Source organism: Tardiphaga sp. vice154 (assembly GCF_007018645.1).
Classification (GTDB): Bacteria; Pseudomonadota; Alphaproteobacteria; order Rhizobiales; family Xanthobacteraceae; genus Tardiphaga.
In genome coordinates, this window is sequence record NZ_CP041399.1 from 3,284,965 (window position 1) to 3,300,678 (window position 15,714).

Sequence of the window (15,714 nt, forward strand, 5' to 3'; positions counted from 1 at the left end):
GCGGATGATCATCTATATTCATTTCAACGACGACGGTGGTTCAAGAGATGAACCGCCACACTGCAGGAGAGCAAGATGCTCGTTTCTTTCATCCGTATGATCCAGGCGTTTCGTGACTATCAGCGCAACGTGGCCGAGCTGTCGCAACTCAGCGATCGTGAACTGTCCGACATCGGTCTCGACCGTTCCGAAATTCGGCGCGTCGCTTCCGGCGCCTACCAGGGCTAATCCGCCGCTTTGATGCCTCACGACCAGCGCCCGCTTATTGCGGACGCTCTCGTGAAGCCATCAAGGATACGGACAACCCCCTTGCCGGTGACGAAGCGGATTCCACTTCGCGGCAAAACGCGCTACATGCGGGGCCATGACAACAGCCCTGAACCATAGCGACCACGTTCACATCATTGGCGCCGGCCTTGCCGGTTCTGAAGCGGCGTGGCAGGTCGCCAACGCCGGCATTCGCGTCGTGCTGCACGAGATGCGGCCGCACCGGATGACCGAGGCCCACCTCACGCAGGGTCTGGCCGAACTGGTCTGTTCGAATTCATTCCGCTCCGACGACGCACTGAACAATGCGGTCGGCCTGCTGCACGCTGAAATGCGCCGGCTTGGCTCGCTGATCATGAGCTGTGCCGACGCCAACCAGGTGCCCGCCGGCGGCGCGCTGGCGGTGGACCGCAACGCCTTTTCCGACGCCGTCACCCGTGCGCTCACCGAACATCCCCTCATCACCATCGACCGCACCGAGATCGACGGCCTGCCGCCCGCCGAGTGGGGCAACGTCATCATCGCCACGGGCCCGCTGACCTCCGCACCATTGGCCGAGGCGATTCGCGGCGTCACCGATCAGGACGCGCTGGCGTTCTTCGATGCGATTGCACCGATCGTCCACAAGGATTCCATCGACATGGAAACCGCCTGGTTCCAGTCGCGCTACGACAAGGTCGGGCCCGGCGGCACCGGTGCCGACTACATTAATTGCCCAATGACCCGCGACCAGTACGAAGCCTTCATCGACGCGCTGTTGTCCGGCGAAAAGACCGACTTCAAGGAATGGGAAAAGAATACGCCCTATTTCGACGGCTGCCTGCCGATCGAGGTGATGGCGGAGCGCGGCCGCGAGACGCTGCGCCACGGCCCGATGAAGCCGGTCGGCCTGACCAATCCGCGCGACCCCACCGTGAAGGCCTATGCCATCGTGCAGCTGCGCCAGGACAACAAGCTCGGCACGCTCTACAACATCGTCGGATTCCAGACCAAGCTGAAATACGGCGCGCAGATGGACGTGCTGCGGATGATTCCCGGCCTGCAGAACGCGGAGTTCGCGCGGCTCGGCGGCCTGCATCGCAACACCTTCCTGAATTCGCCAAAGCTGCTCGATGAGACGCTGCGGCTGCGTGCGCTGCCGCGGCTGCGCTTTGCCGGCCAGATGACCGGCTGCGAAGGCTATGTCGAATCCGCCAGCGTCGGGCTGATTGCCGGGCTCTATGCTGCGGCCGAAGCGCGCGGCACCTCGCTCGCACCACCGCCGCCGACCACGGCGCTGGGTTCGCTGCTCGGCCACATCACCGGCGGCCATATCGAGACCATCGATGCCGGTCCGCGCTCGTTCCAGCCGATGAACATCAATTTCGGCCTGTTCCCGCCGCTGGCGCAGGCGCCGACCCGAAACGCCGAAGGCGGCAGATTGCGCGGCAACGAGAAGACCGTCGCCAAGAAGCAGGCGATGAGCGCGCGCGCCCTGGCCGACATGGACGGCTGGATAGCCGCCCACCTGCCCGCCCGCGCTGCCGCCGCGTAACGCGCGCATCACATTCAGGACCGAGTCATGAGTTTGCCGAAACAGGACGCCGCCGCGCTGTCCGCCCACTGGACCGAAGGCGTGCTGCTAAAGCGCGACGTGTTCTCGACCGTCGAGCGCGGACGCTACCGCGCCAACGGCAGCGAGGTCGACGCGGTGCTGCGCCGGCTCGACCAGGTGCCGTGGTGGTCCTATGTCGTCGCCCAGCATCTGTTCACGCGCGAGCGCCGCGCGCTGACGCTGGCCCGCGATCTCCGTGTCGGACCGGAATTGCTGTGGGCCGGCGAGCAGGCGCTGGTGCGGGGCTTCATCGACGGCGTCGCGCTGCATCTCGCCAAGCCCTATGGCGACGCGCGCTATTTCAAATCCGCGAAACTCGCGCTGCGCAAGCTGCACCGTATGGGCGTCTGCCACAATGATCTGGCGAAAGAACAGAACTGGCTGCGCGGCACCGATGGCCTGGCCTATGTCACCGACTTCCAGCTCGCGGTCTGCTTCAAGTCGCGCTCCCGGCTGTTCCGCATCGCCGCCTATGAGGACCTGCGCCATCTCTTGAAGCACAAGCGCTCCTACGCGCCGGAGTTGCTGACGCCGAGCGAGAAGAAGGTTCTGGCGAAGAAATCCGGCTTCGCACGGATCTGGCTGATGACCGGCAAGAAGGTCTATCGCGGCATCACGCGCGGCATCTTCAACTTCACCGACCGTGAAGGCGGCGGCCGCCGCCTGGTCAACGACGCCCCGCCGCTCGCCGAGCTGATCCGCCGCCATCCCGCGGTACGCGACGTGTCGATCGTGGCCTTCGCCGATCGCCGCAGTGGCGTCGGGCTGTATGCCTTCGTCGAGGCCGACGATGTCGCACTGGAGGCGCCGCTGCAGGCGTCGCTGGTATCCGCCAAAGGCCCGAAGCCGCCGGAGCATCTGCAGGTGGTGTCCGCGCTGCCGCGCGATGCGGCGGGAAATATCCGCACCGAGATCCTGCAACTGGTGGCAATGAACCAGCTCGACCTGATCGAGCCGTTGATGACCTCGGACGCGGATCGGATGTTCCTGAAAGGCATCCTGGAATCGCGGAAGAACCTGCGCGACCGGTTCAATTTCGAGACGCCGACGGCGTAAGCTAAGACCTATCAGCCGTCATTGCGAGGTCAAGGAAAGCCTATGGCTTTCCCCTTAGCGAAGCGACGCGGCAATCCAGAGCGGCAAGCTCGGCGAGAGCTGGATTGCTTCGTCGCTTCGCTCCTCGCAATGACGGCGGATAGATTAGTAAACCGTCGAGACTTACGAAAACACCTTCGACAGCGACGCCCGCCACAACGTCCACAGCGTGCGCAGCCGCGACGGCACGTTCAGCACGAACGGATCGTGCCCGGCGACGCTGACCCGCTTGAGATCGCGCGCCACCAGCGCCAGCGGCAGGAAGGCGCGGCGCGCCTCGGCCGGCATCGCCGGCAACAGCGCCATCGCCGTGGCCAGTTGCGCCTGCGCGCCTGAGATCAACTGGTCCAGCGTGGCGCGGATCGGCGGCGTGAGTTTTCCGGCATAGACTTCCTCGGCGCTGCCGCCGTTCCGGATCAGCATGTCTTGCGGGATGAACATCAGCCGTCGTGCGGAATCATAGGGCAACGTGGCGATCAGCCGGACCACGCCCTGCGCCAGGCCACCATGGTCGGCGGCCTGCTCGATGGCGTCCGAATGGTGCCCGAGAATGCGCGCCTCCAGCGCCAGCAGCGTCGATGACGTGTCGTTGATGTGGCTCTCCAGCACCGCAAGGTCTGGCATGGGATCGTTGTAGAGATCGAACACATGGGCTTGGACAAGCTTCGTGAGCCGATCGACAGGCAATTCATGAGCGCGGATCGCCAGCAGCAGTTCGGCGGCAACCGGGTTGCTCTCGACGTCGCCATGGCCGGCGCCGGCCAGCATGTCGGTCCACCATTGCAGCCGGATCTCGCCCGGCAGGGGCTGGCTGACATGTTCATGAATCCGGGACACTTCCGCGTTGAAGGCGTACAGCGCCAGCAATGAACGGCGGTGTTCGGCCAGCACGAACAAGGTCGCGGCGTATCGTTCGAAATCCTGGCTGCGCACCAGTTGCGCGCAGAACGCGGCGGAATCGCTGTCGGCGCTCATGGCACCGCGATCAAAGCCGCGGCAACGCGGCGGCGCTCGCCCATCATCACATTATAGGTGCGGATCGCAGGTCCGGTCTGCATCGCGTCGATCACGACATGGACGTTGCGCAGCGCCTCGCGCAGGTCGCGCGGCACGATCCACACCTCGTTGCCGGTGCCGATGATCAGCGTGTCGATGGAGGCTGCATTCTCGAACACGCGCTTCAGCGAGGCGCGGTCGATGTCGGTCGCTCGGGTCACCCCCCATGCCCAGATCGCATCCGGCAGGCACAGCAGCGAGCCAACATGCGACATGGTGTCGAACTCGAACCCGCCCCGGCCATAGCCGTCGATCGCGGCAGATCGCGGCAGATGCGGCGCTTCGGGCGGGACCGGCATGGCTACTTCTTCTTCGGAGTGTCCGGCGCGGTGTCACGCTTTTCACCGACGCCGAGATAGATCAGGATCGGCGCCGCGATGAAGATCGAGGTGTAGGTGCCGACCAGCACGACGCCGAACATCATCACGGCCGTGAACGAGTGGATCGCGTTGCCGCCGAACAGCAGCAGAGCCAGCAGCGCCAGCGTCACCGTGACGTGGGTGATGATCGAGCGCGACAGCGTCGAATTGATCGACTCGTTGAGCAGGTCGGGCATCGGCATCTTCTTGTAGCGCCGCAGCATTTCACGGATACGGTCATAGATGACGACGGTGTCGTTCAGCGAATAGCCGAGAATCGTCAGCAGCGCCGCAATCGAGGTGAGATCGAACTCGACCTGACTGATCGACATGAAGCCGATCGTCAGCACGATGTCGTGGACGTTAGCGATCATCGCGCCGAGCGCGAACTGCCATTCGAAGCGGAACCAGAGATAGACGAGAATGCCGAGGATCGCGACCATCAGGCCGAGCATGCCATAGGCCAGCAATTCGCTGGAAACACGCGGGCCGACGACTTCGACGCGGCGGTATTCGACGCTGTCGCCGAAGGCGGCGCGCAGCTTCTGCACCGCTTGCTGCTGCGCGGCGTCGCCGCCGGGCTGCTCGGCGACGCGGATCAGCACGTCGGCGGGGCCGCCGAATTGTTGGATCTGCACTTCGCCGAGGTTGAGCGCAGCCAGCGTGGAGCGCATCGCCGGGATGTCGGCGGTGCCGGACTTGGCCTGCACTTCCAGCAGCGTGCCGCCCTTGAAGTCGATGCCGAAGTTCAGCCCGTGCGTGAAGAACAGCACGATGGCGAGGATCGACAGCAGCGCCGAGATCGGAAACGAGATCCGGCGAAAGCGCGTGAAGTCGAACTTGGTATCGTCAGGGACGATACGCAAAGCCGGCAACCAGTCCATCGCAGCGACGATGCTGAGAACGACGATGAGGGCCCCAAGGCCGTAAAGAACCATTTGTGTCACAGCGAGCTCCGCAATCTCAAATCGGCACGCTGGTCGGCCGCTTCCATCGCACCCAGGTCGCCACAATCAGGCGGGTGACGGTGAAGGCAGTAAAGACCGTGGTGAGGATGCCGATGCCGAGCGTCACGGCGAAGCCGCGCACCGGACCGGTTCCGATGTAGAACAGCACCGCGGCGGCGATGAAGGTGGTGATGTTGGAATCCAGAATGGTCGACAGCGCGCGCTTGAAGCCGGCGTCGATCGCCGAGATCGCGGTGCGGCCGCCGCGCAGTTCCTCGCGGATGCGCTCATAGATCAGCACGTTGGAATCCACCGCGATGCCGACGGTCAGCACGATGCCGGCGATGCCGGGCAAGGTCAGCGTCGCATTCAGCAAAGACAGCACGCCAAAAATCATCGCGACATTGATGGCCACCGCGATGTTGGCGAACAGGCCGAACAAACGATAGGTCAGCAGCATGAAGATGATGACGAGGATAGAGCCTACATAGGCCGCGAGTTCGCCTTTGGCGATCGAGTCGGCGCCGAGGCCGGGACCGACGGTGCGCTCCTCGATGATGGTGAGCGGCGCCGGCAGCGCGCCCGCGCGCAGCAGGATCGAGAGGTCGTTGGCCTGCTGCACGGTGAACGAGCCGGAGATCTGGCCGGAGCCGCCGGTGATCGGTTCGCGAATGACGGGAGCCGACACTACCTCGTTGTCGAGCACGATGGCGAAGGGCTGGCCGACGTTCTTCACGGTCGCGTCGGAAAACTTGCGCGCGCCGGATGAGTTGAAGCGGAACGACACGATCGGCTCGTTGGAGCGCTGGTCGAAGCCGGGCTGCGCGTCGACGAGATCGGCGCCGGACACCAGCACCTCCTTCTTGACGACATAGGGCACCTTCGGCGACTGCGAACTCATCAACAGGTCGGAATCCGGCGGCACCCTGCCCTGCGCCTGATCGGCCGGTATGTTGGAATCGACCATGCGGAAATCGAGCTTCGCGGTCTTGCCGAGCAGTTCTTTCAGCCGGGTCGGATCCTGCAGGCCGGGGACCTGAACCAGGATACGATCGGCGCCCTGGCGCTGGATCAGGGGCTCGACGGTGCCGAGCTCGTTGACGCGGCGCTCGACGATCTGGATCGACTGTTCGACCGACTGGCGGACGCGGTCGGCGATCGCGGCGGGCGGCACGGTCAGCCGGATCAGGCCGCCGCCGGCGTCGGACACTTCGAGGCTGCGCTGGCCGTTGGAGCCCAGCAGGCCGCCGAGCGGCTGCGACAGCTCGCGCAGCTTGGTCAGCGCGGTCTGGACTTCGTTTTCCTTGGTGATGCGGACTTCGACGGAATCATTACGCGCGCTCAGGCCGGTATAGACGATGCGGGCTTCGCGCAGCGTGCGGCGGGTATCATCGCGAACCTGATCGAGCTTGTCCTTCTTGACCGAATTGGAATCGACCTCGAGCAGGATATGCGAGCCGCCCTGCAGATCGAGCCCGAGCACCAGATGGCGTTGCGCCCATTTCGGCCAGGTCTTGACCTGGGACTCCGGAAAGAAGTTCGGAACCGCGCACAGGCAGACCGCCAGCGCCGTGAGAATGACCGCCAGCGCCTTCCACCGCGTGAAATACAACATCGAGTTGACCCGTCAGATTCGGTGAGATGGCGACGCGCGCAGCGTTAGCTCGCTGGAACGCATCAGCTCGCGGTGCTGTCGTCCTTGACGGCCTTGATGTCGGCCTTCTCGGCCTTGTCCTTGGCCGGCTCGCCCTTGGTGCGGACGCCGGCGATCATGGTCCGCATCTGGCGGACGCGGACGCCGTCGGAAATCTCGAACTCGATCTGCTCGTCGTCGACGACCTTGGTGACCTTACCGACCATACCGCCGGAGGTGACGATGGTATCGCCGCGGCGGATGTTCTTCACCAGCTCGGCGTGGTCCTTCACCTTCTTCTGCTGCGGGCGCAGAATCAGGAAATACATGATCACGAAGATCAGCGCGAACGGCAGCAGCGACATCAGCATCGAACCGGTATCGCCACCGGCGGCTGCAGCCTGGGCAAACGCAGGGGTAATGAACATCGGGGTATTCCTCGTGAAAACCTGAAAACATGGGAAAAACCGGCGACGCAGCGGCGTTCGGCCAGTTTGGCAAATTCGCGCGGACTATAACCACCGCGGCCCCAATTGCAACGTCGCCCGGCGCTGATTTGCCTCACATTTGAAGCGCTTGCGGCGGGCCGCCGGGCTCGTTATGGGTGCCCCGACAGGAAGGACCAAAATGTCCAAAAAACCCGCTAAAACCGCCCCACGCCGGGTTGCCAAGCCCTCTCCGAAGCGTCCTGCCCCGGCCCGCAAGGCCGCCGCGGCAAAACGTCCCCGTGCCGCCAAAGCGCCGGCGATGGACGAGCGTATCGCCCGGGCGCTGGAAGCGATCGCCGCCGGCATGGCCGCTGCCTCCCCCAAATTCGACAATGCCGATTCGCTGAAGCGTGCCGACGCCTTCGTCTGGCACCCCGACGGCCGCCTTGCCCCGGTGCCGAAGGTCAGCCGCGTCGACATCGGCCTGCTGCACGGCATCGACCGGATGCGCGACATGCTGATCGAGAACACCGAACGCTTCGCCACCGGCCTGCCCGCCAACAACGCGCTGTTGTGGGGCGCGCGCGGCATGGGCAAGTCCTCGCTGGTCAAGGCCGCACATGCCCGCGTCAACGCCATGAAGGGCGTCGATGGCCGGCTCAAGCTGGTCGAGATCCACCGCGAGGACATCGAAAGCCTGCCGGCCTTGATGGCGCAGATCCGCGCCTCGGACTTCTACTTCATCGTGTTCTGCGACGACCTGTCGTTCGACGGCAACGACGCCTCCTACAAATCGCTGAAGGCGGTGCTGGAGGGTGGTATCGAGGGCCGGCCGGACAATGTCATCCTGTATGCGACCTCGAACCGCCGCCATCTGCTGGCGCGCGAGATGGTCGAGAACGAACGCTCCACAGCGATCAATCCCGGCGAGGCGGTCGAAGAGAAGGTCTCGCTGTCGGACCGCTTCGGGCTGTGGCTCGGCTTCCACAAATGCAGCCAGGACGAATATCTCGACATGGTGCGCGGCTATTGCAGCCATTTTGGCATCAAGCTCGATGCCGACGAATTGCAGCGCGAGGCGCTGGAATGGTCGACGACGCGCGGCTCGCGCTCCGGCCGCGTCGCCTGGCAGTTCACGCAGGAACTGGCCGGCCGGATGGGCGTGCGGCTGGCGGGGAAGTAACTTGTAGCCTGGATGAAGTCAGCGAGCCGTGCGTAGCACGGCGCGCTGACGCAATCCGGGAACAGTATGGACGTGGACGAGCCGGCCCCGGATTATCATCCGGGCTACAAAAAATGCCGGGCGTGAGCCGGGCATTTTGCGTTGTATAGTTCAGCTTGCCTAGCCACCGCTGAGGAACTGGTTCGGATCGACCGGCGAGGAGCCCTTGCGGATCTCGAAGTGGAGCTGCGGCGAGCTCACTTCGCCGGACTGGCCGGACTTGGCGATCACCTGGCCGCGCTTGATGGTTTCGCCGCGCTTGACCATCAGCTCGCTGGCATGGGCGTAGGCGGTGACATAGCCGTTGGAATGGCGAACCAGAACCAGATTGCCATAGCCCTTCAGTTCGTTGCCGGAGTAAGCGACGACGCCGTCTTCGGCGGCCTTCACGGGCGTGCCCTCGGGCACCGCGACGTTGATGCCATCATTGGCCTTGCCGTTGGTCTTGGCGCCGTAGGCGGTGACGACACGGCCGCGCACCGGCCAGCGGAAGGTCGGCAGCGCGCCGGTGGCATCCGCCGCCTTGACCGGGGATTCCGGTGCGGCGACTTCCTCGGGGGTCGTGGAGGTCTGGGCGAGACGGGCCTTCTGCACGGGTTCATTGGTGGCGACGCGGGTCGCGGGCGCGGACACCACCGTGCCGGCGGGGGCTGCGGCCACGGCGGCAGGAGCCGTCGCGCCGAGCGGCGCCGGCGGTGCGCCAGCAACCCGGGTAGCGGCGGGCACCGTGATCTTGCTGCCGAGCTTCAGGCCGGCATTCGGCGCCAGGCCATTGGCGCGGGCCAGATCGGCGACCGGCACATTGGTGCGACGGGAAATGCTCATCAACGTATCGCCGCGATTGACGAAGTGAACCGAAGCGGCGGCCGGTGCGGGCGCGGCAGCGGCGATCGCCACCGGACGCGCCGGAGCGGCGGGCACGGCGGCCACGGCCGGAGTGCCCTGACGTGGAATCACCAGGCTCTGGCCCGGCGACAGCGCGCGCGGCCCCTTGTAGCCATTGGCCTGCAGGATCGCAGCCGACGACACGTTGTAGCGACGCGCCAGCGTCTCCAGCGTATCGGAGGTGCCGACGATGATCTTGGTACCGCCGTCGCGGGCCTGGCCATTGGTCGCCGCCACCGAGCGCGGCGCGACCGAGGCCGTGGTCTCGATCGGCGCGGCAGGCGGCGTGTAGGAGCCCATCCCGCGGCCGCCGCCGGTCACCGGCTGGGCGGATGCGACGGGGGTGGACGGATAGGACTGCGGCGCCGCGATCGGCGGCGGCAGCGCGGAGGATTGATAGGTCGGCGGCGGGTTGTAGGCCGGGCGCTGGTACTGCGGCATCTCGCGCGGCGCCGGCGGCTGTGCCTGCTGACGCGGCTGCGATACCGAACCGGTGGTATCACCCTGCCAGCCAAAACCGCGCGACTGGCCGGGCTCAAAAGAGGGATTCTGCGACAACCGCGTCTGCATGTCGGCGCTGCAGCCGGCAAAACCGATCGACATCAGCGCCAGCACCGCGACCTGCGGGGCCCGGCGGGAGCAAAGCAACTCGACAACGCTGGACATGGGTTACTCACTCATACGCAACAAAAAATCACTCTTTTGAATAAACACTGTCGGTATTACCAAGCCTTTAACCCTGCGGGCAGGAAGCCGGCGGTGCGCTGAACTTTTTCACATCTCGCGCGCAACGCCCTTCAACGCCGGTACAAAGCGCACATCGACCAGGGCCCTGCGCTCATACAAGTCGCCGGTCTTGCGATAGCGGATCAACGTCTGCACGCCGGCCTGCGGGCCGACCGGTGCGATCAAGATGCCTTCCGGCTCGAGCCGGCCGAGCAGCGCGTCGGGCACCTCCTCCATCGCAGCCGTCACGATGATGCGGTCGAACGAGCCGACACTGGCCGGCACCGCATAGCCGTCGCCCAGCATGACTTCGACATTGTGCAGGTCGAGGCGCTCCAGCCGGGCGCGGGCGGAATCCGCCAGGGTTCGGTACCGCTCGATGCTCAGCACGTCGCGGGCGAGCTTCGACAGGATCGCGGCCTGGTAGCCCGAGCCGGTGCCGATTTCCAGCACGCGGTGTTCCGGCTGCGCCTGCAACTGTTCGGTCATGTAGGCGACCACGAAGGGCTGACTGATGGTCTGGCCGCAGGCGATCGCCAGAGCGGTGTCCTGCCAAGCGTGTTCCCGGTCGGTGGCGGCGACGAACTGGTCGCGCGGCACGGCCTCCATGGCCCGCAACACGCTCCGGTCACTGATGCCGCGCCGCCGCAGGCTGAGCTGGAACATCATTTGTTCGGGCGGATGTCCGACGGTGATCATGGCAGCCTCACGCAACGCAAATTCGAGCGCGCAACCTAGCGCAGATAGATTGACGCAATTCTTCAGAACACGGTAAGCCAGTTCACGATTTATTCTTCCGTTTCGCTGTCCGAAGCCGTAACGGGGTGTTATCTTGCGAAGGGCCTCCATTGCCCATGGTTCCGGGCGGATCCGAGCCAGGCAGCCGTTCTCGCAAGGCGCCCCCGCCGGCGGCTGGCTTCGGAACTGCGATCTGCTATTTTGATTCGATAATCGAGTAAGGAAGCCGGCCATGACTGCCACCAAACCGCCGGGCGGATCAGTTTTCCTCGTCGAGGACGAGGTAATGATCCGGATGATGGTTGCCGACATGCTCGAGGAGCTCGGCTACAGCGTGGCGGCCGAGGCCGGCGAGATCAACGAGGCCATTCGCCTGGCCGGCTCGACCGAGTTCGACATCGCGATCCTCGACGTCAACGTCAACGGCAAGGTGATTTCACCCGTCGCCGAGGTGCTGCAGTCGCGCGGCCGTCCCTTCATCTTCGCCACCGGTTACGGCGCGCAGGGCCTGCCAGAAGAATTCCGCGACCGCCCGACCTTGCAGAAGCCGTTCCAGATGGAAACGCTGGCGCAGGTGCTGGCGGATACGCTGAAGGGCGTGGCGGTTTAGCTGAACATCCATCCTTCGAGGCTCGCCCTGCGGGCGAGCACCTCAGGATGACGGCGGCGGGCGGGACAGCAAGACGAGACCCGTCGCAACAAACTCCGCCGTCATCCTGAGGCGCCGTCGCGAAGCGACGGGCTCGAAGGATGCGCCGCAAACGCCGTAGCAGCCCTACTTCATCGCCGCCGTCAGCGCTTCGGAAAAGGCCTCGTCCGTACGGTCGAGCCGCAGCGGCGTGACAGAGACGTACTTCGCCGCGAGCGCGGCCAGGTCGGTGCCTTCCGCCGGCATGTCGACCACCGCGATGCGCTCGAAGCCGATCCAGAAATACGGATTGCCGCGGCCATCCTTGCGCTCATCGACGCGCAGGAAACCCTGGTTGCGCTTGCCCTGCCGCGTGACGCGGACGCCCTGCACGTCATCGGCCGCGCAGGCCGGGAAGTTGACGTTGATCACCGTGTTCTTCGGCACGCCGGCCGCAATCACCTTGCGCAACACGTCGGGCCCGAATTTCAGCGCGGTATCCCACAGCGGCGCGTGGCGGGTTTCCATGGAAAATTCCTGCGACAGCGCGACCGAGGGAAAGCCGAGAATGGTGCCTTCCAGGGCGCCAGCGATGGTGCCGGAATAGACCACGTCCTCGGCGACGTTGCGGCCCTTGTTGACGCCGGACAGCACCAGGTCGGGCTGCTTGTCCAAGAGGATGTGGCGCGCGCCCATGATGACGCAATCGGTAGGCGTGCCCCGCACCGCAAAGTGCCGCGGGCCGATCTCGCGCAGCCGCAGCGGATCGTTCAGCGACAGCGAATGCGAGACGCCGGACTGGTCCATCTCGGGGGCCACCACCCAGACGTCGTCGGACAGTTCCTTGGCGATCTGTTCGAGGATCTTCAGGCCGGGCGCGTGAATGCCGTCGTCATTGGTGCAGAGAATTCGCATGCGCTCAGATGCCTTTTCCAATTACTTTGAGTCCGCCCATATAGGGCTGCAGCACGTCGGGGACGACGATCGAGCCGTCTTCCTGCTGGTAGGTTTCCATCACGGCAATGAGCGCGCGGCCGACCGCGGTGCCGGAGCCGTTCAGCGTGTGGACGAAGCGCGGTCTGCCGTCGGCAGCGCGGTAGCGCGCGTCCATGCGGCGGGCCTGAAAGTCGCCGCACACCGAGCACGACGAGATCTCGCGATAGGCGCCGCCCTCGCCCTGCCCGGGCATCCATACTTCGATGTCGTAGGTCTTTTGCGAGGCGAAGCCCATGTCGCCGGTGCACAACGTCATCACGCGGTAATGCAGGTCGAGCCGGCGCAGCACTTCCTCGGCGCAGGACAGCATGCGCTCGTGCTCTTCGCTCGACTTGTCCGGCGTGGTGATCGAGACCAGTTCGACCTTGGTGAACTGGTGCTGCCGGATCATGCCGCGCGTATCGCGTCCGGCGGCGCCGGCCTCGGCGCGGAAGCACTGGGTCAGCGCGGTCATGCGCAGCGGCAGTTCTTTTTCGTCGAGAATGGATTCGCGGACGAGGTTGGTCAGCGGGACTTCGGCGGTGGGGATGAGCCACATTCGATCGGGATTGTGGTCATACACAAAATCTCCGATCTCCAAGCGCTCTATTTTTGCAGCTTCGATACCGTTCTTTTCAACGTAATCAAGAATGGCCGTCTTATCCTGCTCAAAAGTTTTGTAGGCGTGCTTGCGCTGCACTTCTTCAGTTTCGACACGAAATTGGTCATTGCTGAATTTTGGTAGCTGCGCCGTGCCAAACATTGCGTCGTCCCGCACCAGCATTGGCGGGTTCACTTCCATGTAGCCATGGTCATTGGTGTGCAGGTCGAGCATGAACTGGCCAAGCGCGCGCTCTAGCCGCGCCAGCCCGCTCTTCAGCACGACGAAGCGCGCGCCGCTGAGTTTGGCGGCGGCTTCGAAGTCCATGAAGCCCATGGCTTCGCCGAGATCGTAATGCGGCTTCGGCGCGAAGGCGTAGCTGCGCTTGGCGCCGAAATGGTGATGCACGACGTTGCCGTGCTCGTCGCTACCTTCGGGCACTTCGGCGAGCGGCAGGTTCGGGATCTCGGCCAACGCGGTCTTGAGTTGCTCCTCAGCCGCCTTCGCCGCGGCGTCCATGGCCGGCATCGTGGTCTTGAGTTCGGTGACCTCGGCCATCAACGCGTTGGCGCGGGCGTCGTCCTTGTTCTTCTTGGCGTCACCAATTTCCTTGGAGGCCGCATTGCGCCGCGCCTGCGCCAGTTCGGACGCCAGGATCGCCGTGCGCCGGGTCTCGTCGATCGCCAGCAGCGACGCAGCCAGCGGCGCCAGCCCGCGCCGCTTCAGTGCGGCGTCAAAGGCCTCGGGTTTGTCGCGGATCGATTTGATGTCGTGCATGGCGGGGGTCCTGGGCAAACGTGGCCCTGAGTACCCCGAACGCCGGTGATTGGGAACATCAAATGGCGGGACAAGCCATCAGTGAATGCGTTGCAAGGCCGCCAAAAGGCCGACGCCCAAAGCGACAATACCGCCTAGACGTATCGTTACCTGCAGCGCGGATTTCTCTATCGCTGCTTGAAGATCGTTCCGGGTGGCCAGCAATCTTGCGTCGAAATCCGACATGGCGACAAGCAGGTCGGTTTTTGTCACCAATTCGGTCATGACGAAATCCCGCGTCGCTTCCGCGTGGGCCTCGGCGTGATTGGTTTGCACGCCGGCATCCCGCAGCCGCTTTGAGTAACCGAGTGTATCAAAAGCCCATGCCAAGGTCACCTCCCGCCGCCTACCTACCCGGCAGATTACGAAACGCAACCTAAAGATGCAACCGACTACTCCGCCGGAGTCACGTCCGTGCCCGCACCCGCCGCCTTCGCCGCGGCCTTCTTGGCATTCCGCTCGACGATCTTCACCGCGATGATCGAGCCCTCGTACAGGATCATCAGCGGGATCGCCAAGGAGGCCTGGCTGATGACGTCGGGCGGGGTCAGCACTGCGGCGATGACGAAGGCGATGACGATGAAATAGCGGCGCTTGTCCTTCAATTGCTGCGACGTCAGCACGCCGATGCGGCCGAGTAGCGTCAAAATCACCGGCAACTGGAACGCGATGCCGAAGGCGAAGATCAGCGACATCATCAGCGACAGATATTCGCCGACCTTGGGCAACAGCGCGATCTGTGCGGTGTCGCTGCTGCCGGTCTGCTGCATGCCCAGCGAGAACCGGATCAGCATCGGCAGCACCATGAAATATACCAGCAACGAGCCGGCCGCGAAGAAGAACGGCGTCGCAATCAGATAGGGCACGAAGGCGCCGCGCTCGTGCTTGTAGAGCCCGGGCGCCACGAACATGTAGACCTGCGCCGCGATGATCGGGAAGGAGATGAAGCCGGCGCCGAACATCGCGAGCTTCAGCTGGGTCAAAAAATATTCCAGCAGCGCGGTGTAGATGAACTTCGAATTCTCGGGACCGGCTACCCAGACGAACGGCCACACCAGCACATTGTAGATCTGCTTGGCGAAGAAGAAGCAGAAGATGAACGCGATGGCGAAGGCCAGCAGCGCCTTGATCAGCCGCGAACGCAGCTCGATCAGGTGATCCATCAACGGCGCCTTCGAGGCTTCGATGTCTTCCGCGCTCATGACGCTCTCGCGTCCTTCAACACGTCGGGGTTGGCCGTTTCGGGCTGGACAGCGGCGACGTCGCTGGCAGACGTTTGGACCGCGGGCATGGCAGCAACCGGCGGTTCGATAGCGGCGGCCTGCACTTCCGAGGTGATCGCCAGCGGCTCCATCTGCGGATTGTGTGCCTCGGCCTCGACGAAGGTCTCCGCCGTCGGCAGCTCCGGCGTGGTGGGCATGACCGGCGGCGTATCGATATTCTCGATCTTGTCGATCGTCATGGCGTCGCTGACGTCCTTGGTCAGCGAGGTCAGAATGTTGGTCTTGGTAAAACCGGAGGCGGTGTCCTTGATGTCGTCGAACGCCTTCTTGACGTCTTCCATCTCGGCTTCGCGCATCGCCTCGTTGAACTGGCCCTGGAACTCGGACGCCATCTTGCGCGCCTTGCCCATCCACTGCCCGACCATGCGCAGCACGCCGGGCAATTCCTTCGGGCCGATGGCGATCAGCGCGACCACCGCGATGACGACCAGTTCACTCCACCCGATGTCGAACATGAATTC

17 protein-coding genes are annotated in these 15,714 nt (G+C 64.4%); 5 read left to right on the forward strand and 12 right to left on the reverse strand.

The genetic code is table 11. The annotated features are described in order from the left end of the window. The first annotated feature begins 75 nt into the window (after nucleotides 1-75). From FIU28_RS15305 to FIU28_RS15315, 3 genes are all read left to right on the forward strand, one after another. Complete coding sequence (locus tag FIU28_RS15305) at nucleotides 76-228, forward strand: DUF1127 domain-containing protein (protein ID WP_143574093.1); 153 nt, start codon at nucleotides 76-78, stop codon at nucleotides 226-228. A 136-nt stretch (nucleotides 229-364) separates the two neighbouring features. Further along, on the forward strand, nucleotides 365-1,801 hold the full coding sequence (gene trmFO, locus FIU28_RS15310; protein WP_143574094.1) for a methylenetetrahydrofolate--tRNA-(uracil(54)-C(5))-methyltransferase (FADH(2)-oxidizing) TrmFO: 1,437 nt from the start codon (nucleotides 365-367) through the stop codon (nucleotides 1,799-1,801). Between the two features lie 27 nt (nucleotides 1,802-1,828). Next, nucleotides 1,829-2,917, forward strand: a complete 1,089-nt coding sequence (locus FIU28_RS15315; RefSeq protein ID WP_143574095.1) for a serine/threonine protein kinase — start codon at nucleotides 1,829-1,831, stop codon at nucleotides 2,915-2,917. Nucleotides 2,918-3,079: 162 nt separating this feature from the next. Here FIU28_RS15315 and FIU28_RS15320 read toward each other — a convergent pair whose 3' ends face one another. The 5 genes from FIU28_RS15320 to yajC form a co-directional block, all read right to left on the reverse strand. Beyond that, nucleotides 3,080-3,931 carry a phytoene/squalene synthase family protein gene (locus FIU28_RS15320; RefSeq protein ID WP_143574096.1) on the reverse strand — a complete coding sequence of 284 codons (852 nt, stop codon included), beginning with the start codon at nucleotides 3,929-3,931 and terminating at the stop codon, nucleotides 3,080-3,082. Then, complete coding sequence (locus FIU28_RS15325; protein WP_143574097.1) at nucleotides 3,928-4,311, reverse strand: Mth938-like domain-containing protein; 384 nt, start codon at nucleotides 4,309-4,311, stop codon at nucleotides 3,928-3,930. The genes FIU28_RS15320 and FIU28_RS15325 overlap by 4 nt, the downstream gene beginning before the upstream one ends. Nucleotides 4,312-4,313: 2 nt before the next feature. Then, nucleotides 4,314-5,309 carry a protein translocase subunit SecF gene (gene secF, locus FIU28_RS15330; protein ID WP_143576212.1) on the reverse strand — a complete coding sequence of 332 codons (996 nt, stop codon included), beginning with the start codon at nucleotides 5,307-5,309 and terminating at the stop codon, nucleotides 4,314-4,316. Nucleotides 5,310-5,334: 25 nt separating this feature from the next. Continuing rightward, nucleotides 5,335-6,933: a protein translocase subunit SecD gene (secD, locus tag FIU28_RS15335; RefSeq protein ID WP_143574098.1), complete on the reverse strand. Its 1,599-nt coding sequence runs from the start codon at nucleotides 6,931-6,933 to the stop codon at nucleotides 5,335-5,337. Between the two features lie 62 nt (nucleotides 6,934-6,995). After that, a complete protein-coding gene (gene yajC, locus FIU28_RS15340) occupies nucleotides 6,996-7,379 on the reverse strand; it encodes a preprotein translocase subunit YajC (protein WP_143574099.1) in 384 nt (127 codons plus the stop codon). Between the two features lie 199 nt (nucleotides 7,380-7,578). Between yajC and FIU28_RS15345 the strand changes: the two genes are divergently transcribed. Beyond that, nucleotides 7,579-8,562 carry an ATP-binding protein gene (locus tag FIU28_RS15345; RefSeq protein WP_143574100.1) on the forward strand — a complete coding sequence of 328 codons (984 nt, stop codon included), beginning with the start codon at nucleotides 7,579-7,581 and terminating at the stop codon, nucleotides 8,560-8,562. Between the two features lie 159 nt (nucleotides 8,563-8,721). Here FIU28_RS15345 and FIU28_RS15350 read toward each other — a convergent pair whose 3' ends face one another. Together FIU28_RS15350 and FIU28_RS15355 are read right to left on the reverse strand one after the other, a co-directional pair. Further along, entirely contained in the window at nucleotides 8,722-10,152 is a 1,431-nt protein-coding gene (locus FIU28_RS15350) for a LysM peptidoglycan-binding domain-containing M23 family metallopeptidase (protein WP_143574101.1), read from the reverse strand. Nucleotides 10,153-10,260: 108 nt separating this feature from the next. Next, nucleotides 10,261-10,911 (reverse strand): protein-L-isoaspartate(D-aspartate) O-methyltransferase, encoded by a 651-nt coding sequence (locus FIU28_RS15355; protein WP_143574102.1) that lies wholly within the window; start codon nucleotides 10,909-10,911, stop codon nucleotides 10,261-10,263. A gap of 271 nt (nucleotides 10,912-11,182) precedes the next feature. Here FIU28_RS15355 and FIU28_RS15360 point away from each other — a divergent pair, with 271 nt between their 5' ends. Further along, nucleotides 11,183-11,560 carry a response regulator gene (locus tag FIU28_RS15360; RefSeq protein ID WP_143574103.1) on the forward strand — a complete coding sequence of 126 codons (378 nt, stop codon included), beginning with the start codon at nucleotides 11,183-11,185 and terminating at the stop codon, nucleotides 11,558-11,560. A gap of 165 nt (nucleotides 11,561-11,725) precedes the next feature. Here the strand turns inward: FIU28_RS15360 and surE are convergent, their stop codons facing one another. The 5 genes from surE to tatB all read right to left on the reverse strand — a co-directional run bounded on the left by surE (nucleotide 11,726) and on the right by tatB (nucleotide 15,708). Further along, nucleotides 11,726-12,493, reverse strand: coding sequence for a 5'/3'-nucleotidase SurE (gene surE / locus FIU28_RS15365; protein WP_143574104.1), 768 nt, complete (start codon nucleotides 12,491-12,493; stop codon nucleotides 11,726-11,728). Nucleotides 12,494-12,497: 4 nt separating this feature from the next. Further along, nucleotides 12,498-13,931, reverse strand: coding sequence for a serine--tRNA ligase (gene serS, locus FIU28_RS15370; RefSeq protein ID WP_143574105.1), 1,434 nt, complete (start codon nucleotides 13,929-13,931; stop codon nucleotides 12,498-12,500). A 78-nt stretch (nucleotides 13,932-14,009) separates the two neighbouring features. After that, a complete protein-coding gene (locus FIU28_RS15375) occupies nucleotides 14,010-14,300 on the reverse strand; it encodes a hypothetical protein (RefSeq protein ID WP_143574106.1) in 291 nt (96 codons plus the stop codon). Nucleotides 14,301-14,362: 62 nt separating this feature from the next. Then, nucleotides 14,363-15,172 carry a twin-arginine translocase subunit TatC gene (gene tatC, locus FIU28_RS15380; protein ID WP_143574107.1) on the reverse strand — a complete coding sequence of 270 codons (810 nt, stop codon included), beginning with the start codon at nucleotides 15,170-15,172 and terminating at the stop codon, nucleotides 14,363-14,365. Beyond that, a complete protein-coding gene (gene tatB / locus FIU28_RS15385) occupies nucleotides 15,169-15,708 on the reverse strand; it encodes a Sec-independent protein translocase protein TatB (protein WP_143574108.1) in 540 nt (179 codons plus the stop codon). The genes tatC and tatB overlap by 4 nt, the downstream gene beginning before the upstream one ends. Nucleotides 15,709-15,714: the final 6 nt, after the last annotated feature.